We start from the raw sequence: 19,416 nt of genomic DNA on the forward strand, positions 1-19,416 counted from the left end.
GGTCCCGTGCCCGGCCGTCGGGCACGGGACCGCCTCGTCCGGTCGCACCCCGCGGGAGGACCCGCGCGAAGCCGGTGGGCCGGGCGCCTGGCGCGCCGGCCGTGCCGTCGTCGGCCATGTCGCTGCTCGGGCTGGTCGACCGATCCGGCGGCGACTCACCCGGCGGTGGCCACGTAGCGGCGCCCGGCGCGAGCGGTGAAGGTGAGCGACTCGCCGTCGATCCGCGCCGGCACCCCCTGGCCGGTCCGGGCGTCCACGAGCCGGCCGCCGCCGCCGAACAGACTGCTGCGCGCGGTGACGGGTCCGTCCTGGCCGGTGGTCAGCGCGATCTCCCGCGCCCGACCGTCGGACCACCGCACGTCGACCGTGACGTCGCCGCGGGCCCGCAGGCCGGTGCAGGAGCCGTCGCGCCACTCCCCCGGCAGCGCCGGCAGCACGTGCACCACGCCGTCGTGGCTCTGCAACAACATCTCCGCCACGCCGGCCGTCGCGCCGAAGTTGCCGTCGACCTGGAACGGCGGGTGCGTGTCCCAGAGGTTCGCGGTGGTGCTGCCGGTCAGCTGCTCGGCCAGCATCCGGTGCGCGTGGTCGCCGTCGTGGAGCCGCGCCCAGAAGTTGATCTTCCAGGCCTTGCTCCACCCGGTGCCGCCGTCGCCGCGCGCGGTCAGCGAGGTCCGCGCGGCGGCGGCGAGTTCCGGTGTCCCCGACGGGCTGATGCCGTCGCCGGGGAACAACGCGAACAGGTGCGACACGTGCCGGTGGGTGTCGGCGGGGTCGTCCCAGTCCTCCTTCCACTCCCGCAGCTGGCCCCACGAGCCGATGCGCGTGCCGGGGTCGAGGCGGTCCAGCGCCCGGCGGACCTCGGCCCCGAACGCGGTGTCGCCCACGTCGTCGGCGGCGCGGACGACGTCGGCGAACAGCTGCCGGACGATCTGCTGCGACATCGCCGCGCCCGCGGAGAAGTCGCCGTGCTCGGGCGAGTAGCTCGGCGTGACGACGAGCCTGCCGTCGCGCGGGTCCACCCTCAGCGCGTCGAGCCAGAACCGCGCGAGCCCCTTCAGCACCGGGTAGGCGCGCTCGCGCAGGAACCCGCGGTCCCCGGTGAACAGGTAGTGCTCGTGGTGGTGCCGCGCCAGCCACGCGCCCGCTTCGGGGAACCAGAACGCGGTGGGCCAGTCGTGCACACCGGTGAAGCCGAACGGGTTGGTCTCGTTGTGGACGACCCAGCCGCGGGCCCCGTGGGTCTGCCGGGCCGTGACCGCGCCCGGTTCGCGCAGCCCGTCCACGAAGTCGAACAGCGGTCCGGTGGTCTCGGCGAGGTTCGTCGTCTCGGCCGGCCAGTAGTTCATCTGCAGGTTGATGTTCACGTGGTAGTCGCCGCTCCACGGCGGCGCCACCGAGTCGTTCCACACCCCTTGCAGGTTCGCGGGCAGCGAGCCGGGCCGGGACGAGGCGATCAGCAGGTAGCGGCCGTACTGGAAGTAGAGGGCTTCCAGCGCGCGCCGGGCCGGCGCGGGCGCGGTGGCGTAACCGCGCAGCAGCTCGTCGGTCGGCACGTCGAGCGGCGCCCGGCCGAGGTCCAGGCGCACCCGGTCGAACAACGCGCGGTAGTCGCGCAGGTGGGCGTCGAGGAGCCGGTCCCACCCCTTCGCCGACGCGGCGTCGACGGTCCGCTGGACGCGGTCGTGCGGGTCCGGGCCGCGGTACGTCGGGTAGTGCCCGGCGTAGTCGGTGCCGGCGGCGAACACCAGCACCACGCTGTCGGCGTCGGCCGCGGTGAGCGAGCCGTCGGCGTTGTCGGTGCGCGTGCCGCCCTCGTTGAGCAGCTGGAGCTGCGACTCGAAGCGCAGGCCGTTGTCGTGCAGCGCGCCGGTGAAGGTGGCTCGGCCGCCGGCCGCGGTGAACCGCCGCGACCGGTTGTCCGGCGCGGTGATGGAGGCGGTGAACCCGATCCGGCCGGGCCGGTCGGCGCGGAGCCGGGCCACGAGCACGCCGTCGGCCGCGCTGGCGAAGTACTCCCGGGTGTGCCGCACGCCGTCGGCCTCGTAGGACACCGACGCGACCGCGCGGGACAGGTCGAGGTCACGCCGGTACCCGGTGACCCCGGCGGGCGGGTCGGTGAGGGCCAGGACGAGCTCGCCGAACGGCTGGTACGCGCCGAACCCGCGCCGCGGCCGGCCCAGGACCGCCGCGACGGTCCCCGGCGCGACCCGGTGGTCACGTTCGACCAGCTCCTGGACCTCGCGCACCGCGTCCGGTCGCGGGCCGGGCCGGTTGCCGAAGTCGTAGCCCTCCGCCGAGCCGGGTCCACCGGTCCACAGGGTCTTCTCGTTGAGCTGGATCCGCTCCTCGGCCACGGCGCCGAAGACGCCGCCGCCGAGCGCGCCGTTGCCGATGGGCAGCGACTCGGTCTCCCAGTCGGTGGCGGGCTCGTCGTACCAGAGCGCGAGCGTCCGCTGGTCCACCTCGGCTGCCACCGCATCCTCCTCGGTCTTCGGCGACGAAGATAACAAGACATCCGAAGTGTCGACATCCCTCGCAGCTTGAACGTCCGAATCGTGCCCAAAAGCTCGGCACACATCGGAGGCCTGAACCGTTCGGCGGATGTCCGGTTGGCGGCCCCGGACCCGGGAAGCCCAAGGGGACGCCGAGTCGGAGGAGCCGGGCCGTGGACGGTGAGGTCGAACTGCGCGTGGACGGTCGGCGCAGGCGGTTGCGCGTGGACACCAGGACCACGTTGCTCGACGCGTTGCGCGACGGTGTCGGGGCGAAGGCGCCCAAGAAGGGCTGCGACCACGGTCAGTGCGGCGCGTGCACCGTGCTGCTGGACGGGCGGCGCGCGATCACGTGCCTGACGTTCGCGGTGGCGCACGACGGGGCGGAGGTCACCACGGCCGAAGGCCTCGCGGAGGGTGGGCGGCCGCACCCGGTGCAGGAGGCGTTCGTCGAGCGGGACGCCCTCCAGTGCGGCTTCTGCACGCCGGGGCAGGTGTGCTCGGCGATCGGGGTGCTGGACGAGGTGGCCGCCGGGCACCCGAGCGTGGTCACGGACGACCTGGTGGGGCCCGTGGAGCTGACCGACGACGAGATCCGCGAGCGGATGAGCGGCAACCTGTGCCGCTGCGGCGCGTACGTCGCCATCGTGGACGCGGTAAGGGACGGTGCGCGGTGATGCCGTTCGACTACCGGCGCGCGCCCGACGCCGAGGGCGCCGTCGCCGCCGCGAGCGGGTGGGCGGGTGTCGCGTTCCTCGCCGGCGGGACCAACCTGGTCGACCACATGAAGCTCGGGCTCGCCGCGCCCGACGTCCTCGTCGACATCAGCCGGCTGCCGCTGGACACCGTGGACGAGCTGCCGGACGGCGGGCTGCGGATCGGCGCGACCGTGCGCAACGCCGACCTGGCCGCGCACCCCGTGGTGCGACGGGACTACCCGGTGCTGGCGCGCGCTCTGCTGTCGGGCGCGTCCGGGCAGATCCGGAACCTGGCCACGACCGGCGGGAACCTGCTCCAGCGCACCCGGTGCGCGTACTTCCAGGACCTCACCACGCCGTGCGGCAAGCGCGAACCGGGCACGGGGTGTTCGGCGATCGGCGGGTACACGCGGCACCACGCCATCCTGGGCGCGTCCGCGCACTGCGTGGCCACGCACCCCTCGGACATGGCGGTGGCGATGGCGGCGCTCGACGCGCAGGTGGGCGTGCTCGGCACGGCGGGGCGGCGGGTCGTCCCGCTGGTCGAGCTGCACCGGCTGCCCGGCGACGAGCCGCACCGCGACACCGTGCTGGCGCCGTCGGACCTGATCACGTCGGTGGACCTGCCGCCGTTGCCGCCGGGCACGCGGTCGTCGTACCGGAAGGTGCGCGACCGGGCGTCGTTCGCGTTCGCGCTGGTGTCCGTCGCGGCCGTGCTGCGGGTCGAGGACGGCGTGGTGCGCGACGCGCGGATCGCGCTCGGCGGCGTCGCGCACAAGCCGTGGCGGGCCCGGCGGGCCGAGGACGTGCTGCTCGGCTCACCGGCCGACGAGGAGGTGTTCCGGCGGGCGGCCGGCGCGGAGCTCGCGGGGGCGGCGCCGCTGCCGGGCAACGGTTTCAAGGTCCCGCTGACCCGCAACCTCGTGGTGTCCGCGTTGCGCGAGCTGAGCCGGGGGCGACGATGACGGACCCGCGGCGGCCCCGCGTGCTCGGCCGGTCGCCCCGGCGCGTGGACGGGCCGGCCAAGGTCGCCGGCACCGCGCGGTACGCGGGCGACCAGCACGTGGTGGACCCCGCCCACCTGCACCTGGTGCAGGCCGAGGCGGCTCGCGGTGTGCTGGCGGGCGTGGACGTCGGCGCGGCCGAGGCGCTGGCCGGCGTGCTGGCGGTGCTGACACCGGACAACGCGCCGCGCCTGGCGTCCGCGCAGGACCGGGAGCTGGCGGCGTTCCAGTCGCACGAGGTGGCGTTCCGCGGCCAGGTCGTCGCGGCGGTGATCGCGCGGACCCGGGAGATCGCCCGCGAGGCGGCCGCGCTCGTCCGCGTCCGGATCGACGAGCAGCCGCACGACGTGCGCCTGAGCGCCGACCGCGACGACCTGTACGCGCCGGAGAAGGTGAACGGCGGCGCGGAGACCGACACCGCGCGGGGCGACGTCGCGACGGCCCTGGCCCGCTCGCCGTTCACCCTCGACCAGACCTACACCACGGCCTGGTACGTCAACAACCCGATGGAACCGCACACCACCACCGCCCTGTGGCTGGACGGCGACCTCGTCCTGTACGACTCCACGCAGGGCGTGCACACCACGCGCGAGTCGACGGCGGAGGTCTTCGGGCTCGAACCGGGACGGGTGCACGTGATCGCGCCGCACGTCGGCGGCGGCTTCGGGTCCAAGGGCACGCCGCACGTCCACTCGGTGATCGCCGCGATGGCCGCGATGGCGGTGCCGGGCACGCCGGTCAAGCTCGCGCTCACCCGGCCGCAGATGTTCTCCCTCGTCGGCTACCGCACGCCCACCGTCCAGCGGGTCAGGCTGGGCTGCGACGCGGCCGGGCGGCTGGCCGCCATCGCGGTCGACGCCGTCTCCCAGACGTCCCGGATCAAGGAGTTCGCCGAGCAGACCGCCGTGCCCAGCCGCACGATGTACGCCGCGCCGAACCGCCGCACCACCCACCGGGTGGCCGCGCTGGACGTCCCGGTGCCGTCGTGGATGCGCGCGCCCGGCGAGTGCCCCGGCATGTTCGGGCCCGAGGTGGCGGTGGACGAGCTGGCGAACGCGTGCGGCGTCGACCCGGTGGAGTTCCGCGTCCGCAACGAGCCGGACGTGGAACCGGAGTCGGGCAAGCCGTTCTCCAGCCGCAACCTGGTCGCGTGCCTGCGCGAGGGCGCCCGCCGGTTCGGCTGGGAGCACCGCGCGCCGGCGCCGCGCGCCCTCGTCGAGTCGGGCTGGCTGGTCGGCACGGGGGTGGCGGCGTCGACCTACCCGGTGAACCGGACGCCGGGTTCGGCCGCCACGATCCGCTGCACGGGCCCGGGGCGCTACCTGGTCCGGATCGGCGCGGCCGACATCGGCACCGGCACGTGGACGTCGCTCGCGCAGGTCGCGGCCGACGCGCTGGGCGTGGACTTCGCCGACGTGGAGCTGCGGATCGGCGACACGGCCTCGCCCAGGGCGTCGGTGGCGGGCGGCTCGTCCGGCATCACGTCGTGGGGCTCGACCGTCGTCGCGGCGGCCGAGGCGTTCCGCCGGGAGTTCGGCGACCACCCGGCCGAGGGCGCCGAGGCCGGCGCGGAGATGCCCGAGGACGACGCGGCCGACGCGTACGCGATGCACGCGTTCGGGGCGCAGTTCGCCGAGGTGCGGGTGCACGTCGACACCGGCGAGGTGCGGGTGCCCCGGCTGCTGGGCGTGTTCGCGGTCGGCCGGGTGGTCAACCCGCGCCTGGCCAGGTCGCAGCTCGTCGGCGGCATGACCATGGGCCTGTCCATGGCGCTGCACGAGCACGGCGTGCCGGACGAGCGGTTCGGGCACGTGGTCAACCACGACTTCGCCGAGTACCACATCGCCACCAACGCCGACGTGCCGCGCGTGCAGGCGCATTGGGTCGAGGAGCACGACCCGCACACGAACCCCATGGGCACCAAGGGCGTCGGTGAGATCGGCATCGTCGGCACCGCCGCCGCCATCGTCAACGCGGCGCACCACGCGACCGGCGTCCGCGTCCGCGACCTGCCGGTGACCCTCGACCACTTCCTCTGACGTCCGAACGGTGACGAGTTGGTCCGTTCGGATGTCGCCGACCACGCCGCGTAGTGCCTACGGTGCGAGCTCCCCCTTCACTCGGAGGCTCGCCGGATGGCCGCGAAGCACGTCGGAATGATCATGAAGCACGACCACGAGCGGGTCGTCGTCCTCCGGGTCGAGCTGACCCACGACGGCGCGGACGCCGTGATGGTCGCCCCGCTCGTCCACACCGCGCCGGCGGGCGACGCGCGGGCCGTCAAGGTGAAGACCTGGGTCGACGACTACTGGGTCCGACTCGACCGGACGCGCGTCGTCAAGGCCGCCGACGTGGTCCACGCCTGGACCGGTCCGGGTCAGCTCCGCCGGCCCGGCCTGACCGCCGTGCTGAAGGAACTGCGCTGAGCCTGCCGGCCCGATCAGGGCGTCGGTCCGGTCGGTTGCGGTGAGGGTGCTCGCGGCGGGCGGCGGGCCGCTCGATCACGTCACGGCAGCAGCACGTCCAGGAACGGGTTGCTGAACACCCGGTGCGGGTCGTGGGCGTCGAGCGCGGCCAGCGCCGCGTCCCAGCTCGGGTCCGGGCCTTGCCGGTAGCTGTCCGGCACGGTGGACGTGAGGACGGTGTGGTCGGCCCACGCCGCCTGGTCCGTGTAGGCCCAGCCCTTGGACCACTCGGCGCGGGTGGCCGCGTACGCGCCCGTGTAGTGGGTGAAGAAGAACTGCTCCAGCTCCCGGTAGAACGCCGCCGCGCCGGGGGCGGTCGGGAACGTCAGCACGTCGAACCACACCGCGACGTCCCACTCGGGGTGGTCCGCGCGTGGCCGCACCGCCGACAGCGCCGGCTTCCGCGCGCCCGCCACGCCCACGTGCGCCGGGTCGTCCAGGCCGCCGACGCGGATCTCCACCTGGCCGGTGACCGGGAACAGGCCGCGGCTCTGGTAGGACGCCAGGAGGTCCTGGTAGAACGCGGCGAAGTCGCTCACCACGCGCTGCACCTCGGCCCGGCTGGTCAGCACCGCGTACCCGTTGGCGGTCTCGCGCAGGGTGGTCGGCCTGACGTAGAGCAGCAGGTTCTTCGACGCGCCCCACAGGTCCGCAGTGAGCGTGGCGGTCAGCCCGGTGGCCGCGGTGGTGTACTGCAACTGGCCGAACGTCGGGGTGAGCGCCCACGCGCCGGTGATGAGCAGGTCGGCGAGGTCGGAGACGGGCTTGGGCACGTTGTCGGAGAACAGGTAGTTGTACGGCGTGACGACGTGGCGCGAGGTGAGCGGCTTGGTCGGGGCGACGCTCCACGTCTTGAGCCACGGGCGGTCGGTGAAGGCGAACCAGATCGCCTCGACCCGCCCGGACTGGTCGAGGAAGCTCGCGAACGTGCGGGTCGCGCCGCTGCCCGGCGGCGCGAACAGCTCGCTCACGGGGATGTCGACCCGGCTGACGCAGCGCAGGTTCTGGTTCGCGCCCACGCGGAGGGTGACCTCGGTCAGGAAGGCGCGGCCCACGTGGGTCAGCAACGCGGCGCACTCGGGCTCGTCGCGCTGGAACGTGCGCAACCGGTACGCGGCGCCGTCCCAGACGACGGCGGTCAACGAGATGATCAGGTTGCTGAGCGAGCCGTAGGTGTGGCCCGGCGGCCGGGTCTCGCCGACGGCCGGGACGGACGTGCCGTGGCCGTTGATCGCGAGCACGCCGCCGACGGTCAGGTCGCCCGGCGCGGGCGTGTTGGTCACGCCGAGTCCCGCGTCCTCCAGGAACGCCAGCAGGTCGTCCATCGACGCGCCGGTCTGCGTCCGCACCGCACCCGGCAGCGACGTCATGGCCGTGAGGTGCCGGGTGGTGTCGACGAGCACGACCCGGTCCGCGCCGGTGGTGCCCGCGGTGACGGTCAGCGGCGACCACCCGTGCCGGAAACCCCTCGGCCGCAAGGTGAAGCCCTGGCCGTGCGCCCAGTTCGCGAGCAGCACGACGTCTTCCGGGGTTCGCGGTGCGCACGTCCACAGGTCGTCGGTGTGGATCTCGCCCGCCCAGTTCCGGTAGGACTGCCGGTACAGGTCGACGCCCGCCGGGAACGCGGGTGGCGGGTCGCCCGCGCCTTCGCCCGGGAGCAGCGCGCCGATCGGCAACCACGCGACGGCCGAGGCGCCGAGGAAGTTGCGGCGGGAGAAGGCATCGCCGGAGTGGCTCATGGACCGACCCTAAGCGCGCCGGTGACGCGCTGCGCGTCACCGGCGGGAGGTTGCGCCGAACAGCGCAGCGCGGTCGTCCCGCTCGGGCGGATCACCGCGCGGTTGGGCAACAAAACGGTCGCCGGGCACCGGCGGGTGGCGTTACGTTCCGGCGGTGGCGGAGATCCGTGGCACGTGCGATGACCGGTTCGGCCGGGTGCGCGACACGTTCGAGGCGTCGCTGGACGCGGACGACGTCGGCGCGTCGGTGGCCGTCTACGTGGACGGCCAGCCGGTGGTCGACCTCTGGGGCGGTCACGTCGACGCGGCGCGCACCACGCCGTGGGAACGCGACACGATCGTCAACGTCTGGTCCACCACCAAGACGATGGTGGCGCTGTGCGCGTTGATGCTCGCCGACCGGGGCGTGATCGACCTGGACGCGCCGGTCGCCGAGTACTGGCCGGAGTTCGCCGCCGCGGGCAAGGGCGGTGTGCGGCTGCGGCACGTGCTCGGCTACACCGCCGGGCTGCCGACCTGGGCCGAGCCGATCACCGTGCCCGAGCTGTTCGACTGGGAGGACGCGACGGCGCGGCTGGCCGCGCAGCCCGCCCGGTGGGCGCCGGGGGCGGTCGGCTGCTACCACCCGTTGACCCAGGGCTTCCTGATCGGCGAGGTGGTCCGCCGGGTCACCGGCCGCGGCCTGGGCGCGTTCTTCGCCGAGGAGGTGGCCGGGCCGCTCGGCGCCGACTTCCACATCGGCCTGCCCGCCGAGCACGACCACCGGGTCGCGCCGGTGATCCCGCCGCCCGGCGCGGCCGACACCCCCGCGCCGGGCCTGGACGGCGAGGCGCCCAACCCCGCCATCGTGGCGGAGGACGCCAACACCGCCGCGTGGCGCCGGGCCGAGATCCCGTCGGCGGGCGGGCACGGCAACGCGCGCTCGGTCGGCCTGGTGCAGTCGGTGCTGGCGTCCGGTGGCGCGGTCGGCGGCGTACGGCTGCTGTCGGAGGCCGGGTGCCGCCGGGTGCTGGAGGAGCAGTACCGGGGCGTGGACCGCTACCTGGACGTGCCGATCCGGTACGGCCTCGGCTACCGGGTCGAGGGGCGGACGTGTTCCTGGGGCGGGTGGGGCGGTTCCGTCGTGGTGGTCGACCTGAGCACCCGGCTGACGGTGGCGTACGCGATGAACCAGATGCTGGAGCAGGGCGCGCTGGGTGACAGCCGGGGTCTCGGTCTCGTGCTCGCCGCCTACCAGGGACTCGCTACCGCAGCCTGACCGGCAGCGTGCGGTGGCCGTTGGAGATGAACGAGCGCACGGGTTCCAGCTCGTCGACGGGCACGGCCGGCGCGATGTCCGGGAAGCGGTCGAACAACGCGGGCAGCGCCACCTCGGCCTCGATGCGGGCCAGCGGCGCGCCCAGGCAGTGGTGCACGCCGTGGCCGAACGACAGGTGCGTCTTGTCCGCGCGGGTGAGGTCGAACCGCTCGGCGGTGCCGCCGTGGTGCGCCGGGTCGCGCCCGGCGGCGGCGTAGCCCGCGAGGATGGCCTCGCCCTCGCGGATCGTCACGCCGGCCAGCTCGATGTCCTCGACGGCGTAGCGCAGCGGCAGGTTCGCCACCGGGGCCTGCCACCGCAGCGTCTCCTCGATCACGTCGCCCCAGCGGCGCTCGCCCGCGCGGACCAGGCGCAGCTGGTCGGGGTGGGTGAGCAGCGCGGTGATGGCCTGGTCGAGCAGGTTGACGGTGGTCTCGTGGCCGGCGGCGATCATCAGCAGGAGGGTGTCGACCAGTTCCTCCTCGGCCAACCCGGTGTCGGCCTCGTCCCGGGCGGCGATCAGGACGCTGGTCAGGTCGTCGCCGGGCACGGCCCGCTTGGCGGCCACCAGGTCGTGCAGGATCTCGTAGAGCCGCCCCTGGTTGGCGATCGCCTCCTCGGGCGTCGTCGTGGTGACGAAGAGGCTGTCCACGATCCGCCGCAGCTCGGGGCGGTCGTCGTCGGGCACGCCCATCAACCGGCTGATGACCTCGATCGGCAGCGGGTGGGCGAACCCGGCGCGCACGTCGACCAGGTCCGGTCCGGCGGCGAGCCGGTCGACCAGGTCGGCCGCGATCTCCTCCACCTGCGGGCGCAACGCCTCGGTGCGCCGGGCGGTGAACCCCTTGGAGATCAGCATCCGCAGCCTGCGGTGCTCCGAGCCGTAGGCGGTGAACATGTTGCGCGCCGCGACCCAGAGGTACAGCGGCCAGTCCTGCGGGATGTCCGCCATGGCGGGCCAGTGCCGGCGGGCGTCCTTGGACACGCGCGGGTCGGCGAGCAGCCGGCGCAGCAAACCGAGGTCGCCGACCCACCACGCCTCCACCCCGCCCGGGAGGCCGACCCGCGTCGCCGGTCCGCGACCGCGTAACTCCGCCGCCTCGGTCTGGATGTCGCGGCCCGTCGGGTCCAGCACGTAGGTTTCCATGCACTCATCGCTACCGCATGATCACTGCGCGTACAAGGCGCTGTGCGGGTTGTGCAGCCGGTGCGCCCGCGCGGGCAGCGGGTCGATCAAGTGGCCCGGCGGGCCATCAGGTTCCGCGCACGGCACCGGTGTGGCTCCTCTTGGACGACCGGACGGTCGACGGGATCGTGGCGTTGGCGGGTTCGTCGGCACGAACCCGACCAGCCGGCGCCTGACCGCGGTGGTGCTGGTCCGCGGTCAGGCGGACGGCCGCCCGGGTCCGTCAGCCGCGAACGGGTGGCGTGGCGAACACCAGGCCCTGGCTGGGCGGTGACGAGAGGTTGTGCAGGTCCCGGGTCACGATCTTGACCCGGTGCTGGCTGTCGGGAGCCAGCCCGGTGATCGTGGCCTGCTTCTCGGTGACGAACGCGACCTTCACCCCGTCCAGGTGGACCTCGTAGCCCGCGGTCTCGAACCACCACGGGACCGCGTGCCAGGACAGCGAGGCGCTGGTCGGCGTCACGGCGGTCACCTGGAGCCGGGACGGCCGCACCGGGTGCTCGACGATGCTCGGCTCGGACTTCAGCGTGCCGATCAGGGTGCTCTGCGCGGGGTCGGGCGCGCACGTGGCGGTGATCGTCCCCAGCGGCGTGCCGTCGGCCCGCTCCGGCCGCAGCGACAGCTCCAGGTCGCCGAGGTGGATGGCGTAGTCGCCGGGCTGCTGGACGCTCAGCCCCGGGAACCCGCCCGCCGCGGTCAGCGGCAGGCCGCCACCCGACGCGGTGACCCACGTCGGCGCGAACGCCAGCACGGCCTCGCTCTCCAGCGTGACGGGACCGGCGAAGCTCGCGGCGAGCGTCGCGGTGCTGTCGCCGTCCAACCGCACCCCGCCGCGCGCGGCCAACCCCGCCCGGTCGCCGCCGAGCGCCAGGTCCACGTCGATGAACGCCGGCTCGAAGTGCGGGACGTCGCCGCCCACCATCCCCTCGCGCGGCAGCACGAACGTGACGTCGGCCGCGACGGTCAGCTGCGGCCCGGACGCGACCGCGCACGTGTAGTCCAGCTCCAGCCCCACCGGTCTGCCCGACGCGGCGTGCGCGATCCCCGTCGACACCCCGGTGCACAACAACGCCGCGGCCGCCGTCCCGATCACGACGCGCCGGACGTTCCTCGCTCCTCGCATGGTGCTCCCCTCAGCCGTGGCGGGAGGGACGACGCGCGCCGCTCCCGCCACACGATCGGCGGTGCCACGTCGATCGTCCTCGCGCCGGATAGGTCCGCCAACCCCGCACCGAACCACGACACCGAAGTCACCGGCAGGGCCTCACGTGCCCGTCGTGCTTGTCCCGCAACAGTTTCGGGCCGGCAACCCCGGCCCGGCGAGAACCGTCAGCCCTGCTCGCGCAAGCGCCACGCGGCCTGCGCGCCGAGGCTCGTGTCGACGTGCCCGCGCATCACGGCCGACGCGCCCTCGGCGTCACCGGCGACCACCAGGTCGACCAGCGCGCCGTGCTCGCGGTCCTCCTCCGCCCGCGCCGCGCCGCCGCGGTCGACTTCCAGCGCCATCCGGCGGTAGCGGTCGGACTTGTCCCACAGGCCGTCCAGCGTCCCGATCAGCAGCACGTTGCGCGAAGCGCGGTACAGGGCCGCGTGGAAGCGCCGGTGGGCCGGCAGGTCCTCGTGGTCGGGGTTGCCCGGCAGCGCGCGCAGCCCTTCCGCCGCCTCGCGGATCGCCTCGACGTCGGCGGCGGTCCGCCGTTCGGCCGCCAGCGCGACGGCGAGCGGGTCGAGCGCGCGCCGCAGCTCCACCAGGTCCCGCGCCTCCTCCGCCCGCAACGGCGTGACCCGCGCGTCGCGGTGCGCGTCCAGCTCGACCAGGCCCTCGCCCTTCAGGCGCTTGAGCGCTTCCCGCAGCGGTGTCGTGCCGATCCCGGCGGCCTTGGCCACCGTGAACTGGTTGATGCCCGATCCGGGCACCGGCTCGCCGTCGAGGACCCGCCGGCGCAGGTAGCCGTAGGCGTACTCGCTCTTCGTCTCGTACGGCCCGGTCGGGTCGGCCACGTCCACCACTTCCCGGGTCCGGAGAGCTGATCGAGGCAGGTCACGGAGTACAACGCGGCCGGTTCTCCCCCTGGGAGCCGACGGCCGGGCCGCGCTACCGGACCGACGCCTCACCGGACCGCGGTTTGCCGCCCAGCGCGAGGGCGAGCAGGGCTCCGCCGACCAGGCACGCGCCGACCAGCCACAGGCCGGCGCGCTGGCTGCCGGTGACGTCGCGCAGCCAGCCGGTGATGTAGGGCGCGGCGAACCCGCTGGTGTTGCCGAGCGAGTTGATCAGCGCGATGCCGCCCGCCGCGGCCGTGCCGGACAGGAAGTCCGACGGCAGCGCCCAGAACGTCGGCAGCGCGCAGCACACGCCCACCGCGCACACGGTGACGGCGACCATCGCGGCGTACGGGTTGCCGAGGTGCAGCGCGACGGGGATGGCGCACCCGCCGAGCAGCATCGGCAGCGCCACGTGCCACTTCCGCTCCTCCACCCGGTCGCCGTGGCGCGCCCAGAACACCATGACCGCCGCCGCGACCACGTACGGGACGGCGGTCACCAGCCCGGCCTGCGGCACGGTCAGCTTCGTCCCGAACTGCTCGCCGAACCCGGCGATGATGGTCGGCAGGAAGAACCCCAGCGCGTACAGGCCGTAGGCGATGGCGAAGTAGACGAACGCCAGGCCGAGGATCCGCGGGTGCAGCAACGCCTTGCGCAGCGGCCAGTGGTGCTCGGCCTCCTTCGCGCGGCGCTCGGCCTCCAGCTCGCCGGCGAGCCAGCGGCGTTCGTCCTCGGCCAGCCAGCCGGCCCGCTCCGGCCGGTCGGTCAGGTAGAACCAGGTGACGAACGCGAGCAGGATCGCCGGCACGCCCTCGACCAGGAACATGAACCGCCAGCCGGACAGCCCGAACACGCCGTCGCCGTGCGTGATGAGCAGGCTGGACACGGTGGACCCGATCGCCGAGGAGACGGGCACCGCCACCATGAACAGCGCGACCGCCTTCGCGCGCTGCGCGGCCGGGAACCAGTACGTCAGGTAGAGGATGATGCCGGGGAAGAACCCGGCCTCCGCGACGCCGAGCAGGAACCGCAGGACCACCAGGGTGGTCGCGTTGGGCACGAAGGCCATCGCGGTGGCCACCACACCCCAGCTGATCATGATCCGGGCCAGCCAGCGGCGCGCGCCGAACCGGTGCAGCGCGAGGTTGCTCGGCACCTCCAGCAGCAGGTAGCCGAGGAAGAAGATGCCGGACGCGAACCCGAACGCCGTCGCGGTGAGCCCGAGCTCCTCGTTCAGCCCGTTCGGGGCGGCGAACCCGATGTTGACGCGGTCCAGGTAGTTGACGAAGTAGAGCAGCGCCAGGAACGGCAGGATCCGGACGGCGACCTTGGCGAGCACCCGGTCACCCATGGCGGTCGGTCCCATCGACATGATCGAATCCAAGGGCGTCCCGGGTCGTTCGTCAACCCGGCGGACACGCCCCGGGCGCGACCTGGTGTCACCGGATGCCCGAGCCCATGGCGAACTTCCACGCCGAGTCCGGGGTGAGCGGGACGTCCCGCTCCACCGGGCGCACGTCGACCCCGAGCACGCCGAGGCCGCTCAACCACCCGGAGAGCTTCCCGTCGGTGTCCGCCTGGGCGGCCCGCCGCGCCACCTCCGGCCGGTCGGGCGTCCGCCCGGCCCGCTCGGTGAGCGCCTGGACCAGCGGACCCACCACGTCGTCCGCGCTGCCCTGCCGCCGCGTGGTCACGGCGAACGTGCCGCCCGGCCGGAGCAGGCCCGCCAGGCGCGCCGCGGCCGCGTCCACGTCCGGCAGGAAGAAGACCCCGAACGCGCACTGCACCCGGTCGTAGGGCAGGCCGTTCGCCGGGATGGCCGACTACCCGGCGCCGCAGCACACGTCGAGCACCCGTGCGCCCGGTCGACACCTCGACCGCGGCGTGGATCGACTCGGCCATCCACGTCCTCGCCGGCCGGACGGCACCCGGCGAACGCCACCGGTGTCGGCGCAGGGCGGTCGGCTCGGCGGGACGGTGCACTTCGGACGGTGGGCACCACCCGCCGACCCGGCGCGAGCCGCTCGGCGGTGCGGCGGCGACCCGGGTCCTAGGATGCGGTCCCGTGGAACTACGGCAGCTCCGGTACTTCGTCGCGGTCGCCGAGGAACTGCACTTCGGCCGGGCCGCGGCCCGGTTGCTGATCGCCGGGCCGTCGCTGTCGCAGCAGATCAAGGCGCTCGAACGCGACCTGGGCGTGCCGCTGTTCGCCCGCGACCGCCGCACGGTCGCCCTCACCTCGGCCGGCGCCGCGTTGCTGCCCGACGCGCGTGCGCTGCTCGACCGGGCCGACGAGCTGCGGCGCCGGGCGCGGCATCTGTCCGGGGCCGACCCGGTGCGCCTCGGCTACGTCAACTGGCTGCCACCCGACCTGACCGCGCGCACGTCCGGGGTCGCGCAGCTGTACGTGGACACCTGGGTCGTGCCGTCGCACGCGCAGGCGGCCCGGGTCGCCGACGGCAGCCTCGACCTGGCCGTGTGCTGGGTGCGTGCCGCCGACCTCGCCCGCCACGGGCTGACGGCGCGACTGCTCGGCGCGGACCGGCTCTACGCCGTGTCGACCGGCGCGGACACCGGTCCGGTGCGGGCCGCGGACACCACGGTGCTCGTGGACGACGACGTCACGTCGTGGTCGTCCTGGAACGAGTTCGCCGAGGAGTTCGCCGGCGACACCGGGGCCCGCGTCGTGCGCATCCACAACGGGGCGATCACCGGGCCCGCCTTCTTCGACCACGTGCGGGCGTGCGCCACCCCGGTGCTGAACTCGCCCAAGGGCCAGACCACCCCGCTGCCGCCGGACCTGGTCCGCCGCCCGGTGGTCGACCCGGAGGTGGTGTGGACGTGGTCCCTCGTCCGCCGCGACGACGAGGTCCGCCCCTCCGTGCTGGCCGTCGTCGACGCCGTCACCCGCGACGTGGGCGACCTCGGCCTGCGCCGGGCGGGCGCGTGGCTGCCCGCGGACGACCCCCACCGGGCTCTCGGAGGCTGAGCCTCCCACCCGGGAGGAAACGGGTCGTGGCAGGTCGGCCCGCCCGCGCGCACGATCGAGGAGCAAGCCCACCGCTCCTGCGAATCCGTCGAAAGCGGGTATCGGACATGACCACCACCCAACCGGTCGCGATCATCACGGGCGCCTCCCAGGGCATCGGCGCCGCCCTCGTCCCGGCCTACCGCAAGCTCGGCCACGCCGTCGTGGCGACCTCTCGTTCGATCGACGCTTCGGACGACCCCGAAGTGCTGACCGTGCGCGCCGACCTGTCGCAGCCGGGTGACGGCACGCGGGTCGTCGAAGAGGCCCTCGCGCGGTTCGGCCGGGTCGACACGCTGGTGAACAACGCGGGCGTCTTCGTCGCCAAGCCGTTCACCGACTACACCGACGAGGACTTCGCCACGGTCGCGGGCACCAACCTGCGCGGCTTCTTCGACATCACCCGCAGCGCGGTCGCGGCGATGCTCGCCCGGGGCGACGGCGGCCACGTGGTGACCATGTCCACCAGCCTGGTCGACCACGCGCTGTCCCGGGTGCCGTCGGCGTTGGCCGCGCTGACCAAGGGCGGTCTGACCGCCGTCACCAGGTCGCTCGCGACCGAGTACGCGACCAGGAAGATCCGGGTCAACGCCGTCGCGCTCGGCGTCATCCGCACGCCGATGCACGCGCCGCAGACGCACGACTTCCTCGCCGCGCTGCACCCGATCGGCCGCCTCGGCGAGATCGACGAGGTCGTGGACGCGGTCGTCTTCCTGGAGCAGGCCGGCTTCGTCACCGGCGAGGTCCTGCACGTCGACGGCGGCCAGAACGCGGGCCACTGACGATGACCGCCGACGAGGTGCTGCGGGACGTCCTGGACCGGTGGAAGCACGCCGTGGACGCGCACGAACCCGACCGCGTGGCCGCGAACTTCGCCGAGGACGCGGTCTTCCAGGGGCTGCGCCCCTACGGCGTGGGCCGCGCGGCGGTGGCCGCGTACTACGCCTCCCAGCCGCTCGGGCTGACCGCGGAGTACCGGGTCCGCGAGACCCGCGAGCTGGCCGACGGCGTGGTGCTGGGCTACCTGGAGGTGGACTTCTCCTTCACCGACCGGCCCGCGCTGCGGGTCCACCTCGGCGTGGTCGTGAAGGACCGCCTGATCAGCCACTACCAGGTGACCGGGCTCGGCTGAGGCAGCCGGTGCGGCCCGCTCGTCCGGACGAGCGGGCCGCCACTGTGCACGTTCCCAGTCAATCAGGGGCGTTGAGACCTTGAGCTGAGCCACGATCTGCGCTTTCATGTCGTGCACGTGCACAGTCCATCGCCGCCGCTCCGCACCCTCGATCAAAGGAGATCGGATGTCCGGACCCACCCGGGCGGTCAAGGCCGCCCTCGCCCTGGCGACCGCCGTGCTGCCGCTGGCCGCGCTCACCCCGCCGGTCTCCGCGGCCGGTTCGCTGAGCATGCTCGGCGCCGACGTCTCGACCGCGCAACGCGCCCTCGACCTCGGCGCGAAGTACTACGACGCGTCCGGCGCCGCCCGGGATCCGCTCGACATCCTCAAGGGCGCGGGCGTCAACTACGTCCGCCTGCGCGTCTGGAACAACCCGCGCAGCGGCTACAACAACAAGGCCAAGGTCCTCGCCTACGCCAGGACGGTGAAGGCCAAGGGGCTCAAGCTGCTGATCGACTTCCACTACTCCGACACGTGGGCCGACCCCGGCAAGCAGTACAAGCCGGCCGCCTGGTCGAGCCACGGCATCGGCCAGTTGCAGACCGACGTCTACAACTACACCCACGACGTGTGCACCAGCCTCAAGGCCCAGGGCACCACGCCGGACAGCGTGCAGATCGGCAACGAGATCAACGTCGGCATGCTGTGGAACGAGGGCAAGGTCGTCAACAACGACTTCACCAACCTCAGCCTGCTGCTGAAGGCCGGCTACAACGCCACCAAGGCGTGCAGCAGCGGCACCAAGGTCATGATCCACACGGCGAACGCGGACAGCCTCGACCACGCCCGCTGGTTCTACGACGGCATCAGGGCCAAGGGCGTGGCCTGGGACATCACCGCGCTGTCGTACTACTGCATGTGGCACGGCACGCTGGGCAACCTCTACAACGTGATCACCGACGTGCGCTCCCGCTACGGCAAGGACGTCGTGCTCGCGGAGACCGCCTACCCGTTCACCACCGGGAACGCCGACGGCACCGGCAACTCCATCACCTCCGGCTGCGCGGACTACCCGCTGACGTGGGCGGGCCAGGCGAAGAACTTCGCCCACGTCCAGAACACCGCGCGCAACGCGGGCGCCATCGGCGTCTTCTACTGGGAGCCGACCTGGTACGCCGTCCCCGGCAACGGCTGGGACCCCGCCGACATCGCCAACAGCGGCAACGGCTGGGACAACATGGCGACCTTCGACTGGTCCGGCCGCATCAACCCGGAGATCCGCTGGACGCCGTGACCCGACGCGGCGGGGGGACCGTCACGCCGACGGTCCCCCGTCCCCGCCCGCCAGCGCCTCCAGGCCGGGCCGGTCGAGCACGTCGAGCCGCTGCCCGTCCGCCGTGCCGGAGCGCTTGACCAGGCCCTTGCGCTCCAGGTGGCCCATGGTCTTGCGGAGCTTCTCGGTCACCAGCGAGCCCTTGCCCTTGGCCGCGAACTCGTTCTTCTGCGCCGCGGCCAGCATCGGCGCGACCTCCCGCTTCCACGCGGTCAGCAGCGCGGCGCGCGGCACCGACGTCGCGTCGCCCGCCACGTCCAGGACGATCCCGGCCAGCACGCGCCCGAAGTCGTCCTGCCGCGACGAGTGCCGCCGGACCAGTTCCTCCACCGACGTGCGCCCCTCGCCGTCGGAGGTGTCCGGCACGTCGAGCGTGGCCAGTCGCGCCCACAGCGCCCGGTCGGCCTCGGACGGCTCGGCGCCGCCGGCGAGCACCGCGGCCCGGTGGGCGTCGACCGCGGCGCCCAGGGCGAGCACGAGGTCGGTCAGCTCGTCGCGGACGTCGTCGCCGCGCAGCCGCCGGGCCGCCGCCGCGATCAGCCGGTGGTGCTCGCGCACCAACGTCTCGAAGTGGGCGGTCTTCGTGGCGCGGTTGGCGTCCTCGGCGGCGTCGCGCTGGTACTCGGCCTGGCTGATCTCCCCGTCGAGCGCCCGGGCCCGCGCGGTGGCGCGCTCGGCGGTGCGGTGCACGCGCGTCGCCGCGATCCGGTCGAGCATCGCCCGCAGCACCCGGTCGGTCTGCTCGACGTAGGCGTCGGAGGCCAGCAGCCGCCAGGTCTCGTCGTCGCGGCTGCGCAGGGCGTTGTTGACGAAGCGGTCGGCGGCGTGGTCGTCGTCCGACCCGTAGGGCAAGGTCACGTGTCCTGATCCTCGATAGTGGGGGTGTGGTCCCCCGTCCGGGGGACAAGAGGGCCGGCTCGAACGGCCGGTCGCGGTGGTCGCGCACGCGGCACGACCGGCGGGTACGGCGCGACGGGGATCCGTCGAGCATAGGCGGCGGCCCCCGCGCAC

The 19,416-nt window shown here is 73.9% G+C and carries 17 protein-coding genes; 9 read left to right on the plus strand and 8 right to left on the minus strand.

The features are described from left to right. Nucleotides 1–155: 155 nt before the first annotated feature. Nucleotides 156–2,477, minus strand: coding sequence for a glycoside hydrolase family 95 protein (locus tag EDD40_RS06655; protein WP_246037484.1), 2,322 nt, complete (start codon nt 2,475–2,477; stop codon nt 156–158). A 191-nt stretch (nt 2,478–2,668) separates the two neighbouring features. Between EDD40_RS06655 and EDD40_RS06660 the strand changes: the two genes are divergently transcribed. The 4 genes from EDD40_RS06660 to EDD40_RS06675 all read left to right on the plus strand — a co-directional run bounded on the left by EDD40_RS06660 (nt 2,669) and on the right by EDD40_RS06675 (nt 6,623). Further along, nucleotides 2,669–3,172 (plus strand): 2Fe-2S iron-sulfur cluster-binding protein, encoded by a 504-nt coding sequence (locus EDD40_RS06660; protein ID WP_123742103.1) that lies wholly within the window; start codon nt 2,669–2,671, stop codon nt 3,170–3,172. Continuing rightward, entirely contained in the window at nt 3,169–4,158 is a 990-nt protein-coding gene (locus tag EDD40_RS06665; protein WP_123742104.1) for an FAD binding domain-containing protein, read from the plus strand. The genes EDD40_RS06660 and EDD40_RS06665 overlap by 4 nt, the downstream gene beginning before the upstream one ends. After that, the gene (locus tag EDD40_RS06670; protein ID WP_123742105.1) at nt 4,155–6,236 is read left to right on the plus strand and encodes a xanthine dehydrogenase family protein molybdopterin-binding subunit; all 2,082 of its coding nucleotides are present in this window, start codon (nt 4,155–4,157) and stop codon (nt 6,234–6,236) included. Before EDD40_RS06665 ends, EDD40_RS06670 begins: the two co-directional genes overlap by 4 nt. A gap of 96 nt (nt 6,237–6,332) precedes the next feature. Beyond that, a complete protein-coding gene (locus tag EDD40_RS06675) occupies nt 6,333–6,623 on the plus strand; it encodes a hypothetical protein (protein ID WP_123742106.1) in 291 nt (96 codons plus the stop codon). A gap of 80 nt (nt 6,624–6,703) precedes the next feature. On the opposite strand, the gene EDD40_RS06680 is transcribed toward EDD40_RS06675, so the two are convergent. Further along, nucleotides 6,704–8,401: a cholesterol oxidase substrate-binding domain-containing protein gene (locus tag EDD40_RS06680; RefSeq protein WP_123742107.1), complete on the minus strand. Its 1,698-nt coding sequence runs from the start codon at nt 8,399–8,401 to the stop codon at nt 6,704–6,706. Nucleotides 8,402–8,555: 154 nt separating this feature from the next. Between EDD40_RS06680 and EDD40_RS06685 the strand changes: the two genes are divergently transcribed. Continuing rightward, nucleotides 8,556–9,659, plus strand: a complete 1,104-nt coding sequence (locus EDD40_RS06685; protein WP_123742108.1) for a serine hydrolase domain-containing protein — start codon at nt 8,556–8,558, stop codon at nt 9,657–9,659. On the opposite strand, the gene EDD40_RS06690 is transcribed toward EDD40_RS06685, so the two are convergent. The 5 genes from EDD40_RS06690 to EDD40_RS06710 form a co-directional block, all read right to left on the minus strand. Next, nucleotides 9,646–10,845: a cytochrome P450 family protein gene (locus EDD40_RS06690; protein WP_123742109.1), complete on the minus strand. Its 1,200-nt coding sequence runs from the start codon at nt 10,843–10,845 to the stop codon at nt 9,646–9,648. The two genes, EDD40_RS06685 and EDD40_RS06690, sit on opposite strands and share 14 nt — an antisense overlap. Before the next feature lie 262 nt (nt 10,846–11,107). Next, nucleotides 11,108–12,007: a fibronectin type III domain-containing protein gene (locus tag EDD40_RS06695; protein ID WP_148088706.1), complete on the minus strand. Its 900-nt coding sequence runs from the start codon at nt 12,005–12,007 to the stop codon at nt 11,108–11,110. Between the two features lie 206 nt (nt 12,008–12,213). Beyond that, nucleotides 12,214–12,885 carry a GntR family transcriptional regulator gene (locus EDD40_RS06700; protein ID WP_123747818.1) on the minus strand — a complete coding sequence of 224 codons (672 nt, stop codon included), beginning with the start codon at nt 12,883–12,885 and terminating at the stop codon, nt 12,214–12,216. Between the two features lie 94 nt (nt 12,886–12,979). Next, the gene (locus EDD40_RS06705; RefSeq protein WP_123742111.1) at nt 12,980–14,302 is read right to left on the minus strand and encodes an MFS transporter; all 1,323 of its coding nucleotides are present in this window, start codon (nt 14,300–14,302) and stop codon (nt 12,980–12,982) included. 67 nt (nt 14,303–14,369) lie between these two features. Continuing rightward, nucleotides 14,370–14,717, minus strand: coding sequence for a hypothetical protein (locus EDD40_RS06710; protein WP_123742112.1), 348 nt, complete (start codon nt 14,715–14,717; stop codon nt 14,370–14,372). A 278-nt stretch (nt 14,718–14,995) separates the two neighbouring features. Here EDD40_RS06710 and EDD40_RS06715 point away from each other — a divergent pair, with 278 nt between their 5' ends. The 4 genes from EDD40_RS06715 to EDD40_RS06730 all read left to right on the plus strand — a co-directional run bounded on the left by EDD40_RS06715 (nt 14,996) and on the right by EDD40_RS06730 (nt 18,366). Next, the gene (locus EDD40_RS06715; RefSeq protein WP_123747819.1) at nt 14,996–15,919 is read left to right on the plus strand and encodes a LysR family transcriptional regulator; all 924 of its coding nucleotides are present in this window, start codon (nt 14,996–14,998) and stop codon (nt 15,917–15,919) included. 107 nt (nt 15,920–16,026) lie between these two features. Continuing rightward, nucleotides 16,027–16,740, plus strand: a complete 714-nt coding sequence (locus EDD40_RS06720) for an SDR family NAD(P)-dependent oxidoreductase (protein ID WP_123742113.1) — start codon at nt 16,027–16,029, stop codon at nt 16,738–16,740. A gap of 2 nt (nt 16,741–16,742) precedes the next feature. After that, entirely contained in the window at nt 16,743–17,090 is a 348-nt protein-coding gene (locus tag EDD40_RS06725; protein WP_123742114.1) for a nuclear transport factor 2 family protein, read from the plus strand. 166 nt (nt 17,091–17,256) lie between these two features. Next, entirely contained in the window at nt 17,257–18,366 is a 1,110-nt protein-coding gene (locus EDD40_RS06730) for a glycoside hydrolase family 53 protein (protein WP_123742115.1), read from the plus strand. 21 nt (nt 18,367–18,387) lie between these two features. On the opposite strand, the gene EDD40_RS06735 is transcribed toward EDD40_RS06730, so the two are convergent. After that, entirely contained in the window at nt 18,388–19,263 is an 876-nt protein-coding gene (locus tag EDD40_RS06735; protein WP_123742116.1) for a hypothetical protein, read from the minus strand. Nucleotides 19,264–19,416 lie beyond the last annotated feature (153 nt).

This window comes from Saccharothrix texasensis (assembly GCF_003752005.1).
Taxonomy (GTDB): domain Bacteria; phylum Actinomycetota; class Actinomycetes; order Mycobacteriales; family Pseudonocardiaceae; genus Actinosynnema; species Actinosynnema texasense.

Excerpts from the sequence above, each read along its gene's own strand:
- EDD40_RS06670 (WP_123742105.1), top strand. The coding sequence starts at position 4,155 with ATGACGGACCCGCGGCGGCCCCGCGTGCTCGGCCGGTCGCCCCGGCGC.
- EDD40_RS06725 (WP_123742114.1), top strand. The coding sequence starts at position 16,743 with ATGACCGCCGACGAGGTGCTGCGGGACGTCCTGGACCGGTGGAAGCAC.
- EDD40_RS06680 (WP_123742107.1), bottom strand. The coding sequence starts at position 8,401 with ATGAGCCACTCCGGCGATGCCTTCTCCCGCCGCAACTTCCTCGGCGCC.
- EDD40_RS06730 (WP_123742115.1), top strand. The coding sequence starts at position 17,257 with ATGTCCGGACCCACCCGGGCGGTCAAGGCCGCCCTCGCCCTGGCGACC.
- EDD40_RS06695 (WP_148088706.1), bottom strand. The coding sequence starts at position 12,007 with ATGCGAGGAGCGAGGAACGTCCGGCGCGTCGTGATCGGGACGGCGGCC.
- EDD40_RS06720 (WP_123742113.1), top strand. The coding sequence starts at position 16,027 with ATGACCACCACCCAACCGGTCGCGATCATCACGGGCGCCTCCCAGGGC.
- EDD40_RS06675 (WP_123742106.1), top strand. The coding sequence starts at position 6,333 with ATGGCCGCGAAGCACGTCGGAATGATCATGAAGCACGACCACGAGCGG.
- EDD40_RS06705 (WP_123742111.1), bottom strand. The coding sequence starts at position 14,302 with ATGTCGATGGGACCGACCGCCATGGGTGACCGGGTGCTCGCCAAGGTC.
- EDD40_RS06690 (WP_123742109.1), bottom strand. The coding sequence starts at position 10,845 with ATGGAAACCTACGTGCTGGACCCGACGGGCCGCGACATCCAGACCGAG.